Genomic DNA, 1,031 nt, shown 5'->3' with positions numbered 1-1,031 from the left:
TCCTACCAGGGGCTCTACGCCTATCCACAGCCAGGCTTGACCCCAGCCGGTCGACGACAGCCAGCAAAGATCAACTTACCGAGAAAACCTCACTGGCCGGTGATGATGTACGAGAATTCCTCGACTCTGTGGCCGAGGAATTTATGCGAGGGCGCGGGTAAAGCTGGATTCCCTACGGTCGATTTTCGTAGCTTGGCGATATGGGAAATTGCGACGGGCTCGGAATTGTGCATCGGGTGCGGGAAAGTGCGGCGTGGTCGCCGGGCGGGGCGATGCTCACCGAGTGCGGCCGGTTGATCGACCCGGACTCGCCGGAGACCGACGACGTCGACCCGTGCCCTGTCTGCTTCCCGGCCGATGTGGCGGTGCCGACATGAAGCGGGTGACGGTCATGGTCCGATACCGACACGGCGTCGTCGGCGAGTCCCGGCGGACCGCTCACCTTGTGGTGCTCCCTGCCTCGCTGACCGACGTGCCGGACAACCTCGGCGCGGTCTGCGGTGCCCGGTTCGGACCGGGCGAGGCCGAGCGGGTGAACACTCCGCAGGGGATGCCGTGCGTGAGCTGCCTCGCCCACGCGCCGGTTCCCTGAGCCGCCGGCGGGCTTCCCACCGGGGGTCGCGCGCGGAGACGTTCGCCCGCCCGTCCCGGTTCCACGGTGCGCCCGTTCTGCGACCAACGGAGGTCATTGGGGCCACGGAGACTTCCGTCGGTACTGTCCGTGTCCTTCTCGATGTTCCACTCGTCCAGCGAACGGGTGACATCGCTACTCGGTGTCGCCAACGTGTCATGGCACGCCGATCGAAGGAAGCATCGTGAAGAATCTCAGGCCCGTCACACGTCGTTCCATGCTCCGGGGCACCGCGGTCGCCGGGATGGCCGCCGCCGCGAGCGTCCTGATTCCGACCTCCGCGCAGGCCGCGTCGATGTCGAGCATCCAGAAGTCGTTGAAGGGGCTGTACTACTACCGCGGCGTGATCGACGGTTACGCGGGCCCGATGACCACCGATGCGGTCGAGGCGTTCCAGTCG

General features: G+C 66.2%; 3 protein-coding genes. All 3 read left to right on the top strand.

Translation table 11 applies throughout. From position 1 onward, the window contains the following. The first annotated feature begins 236 nt into the window (after positions 1-236). Positions 237-377 (top strand): hypothetical protein, encoded by a 141-nt coding sequence (locus LY13_RS25515; protein WP_253831111.1) that lies wholly within the window; start codon positions 237-239, stop codon positions 375-377. Continuing rightward, positions 374-592 carry a hypothetical protein gene (locus LY13_RS25510; RefSeq protein ID WP_253831110.1) on the top strand — a complete coding sequence of 73 codons (219 nt, stop codon included), beginning with the start codon at positions 374-376 and terminating at the stop codon, positions 590-592. The genes LY13_RS25515 and LY13_RS25510 overlap by 4 nt, the downstream gene beginning before the upstream one ends. A 223-nt stretch (positions 593-815) precedes the next feature. After that, positions 816-1,031, top strand: a 216-nt coding sequence (locus LY13_RS26100; RefSeq protein WP_253831109.1) for a peptidoglycan-binding domain-containing protein, incomplete at its 3' end; no start/stop codon positions are given.

Source organism: Prauserella aidingensis (assembly GCF_024171865.1).
GTDB classification, from domain to species: Bacteria; Actinomycetota; Actinomycetes; order Mycobacteriales; family Pseudonocardiaceae; genus Prauserella; species Prauserella aidingensis.
The sequence above is the reverse complement of the archived record's forward strand: the minus strand, read 5'-3'. Positions and strand labels throughout refer to the sequence as shown.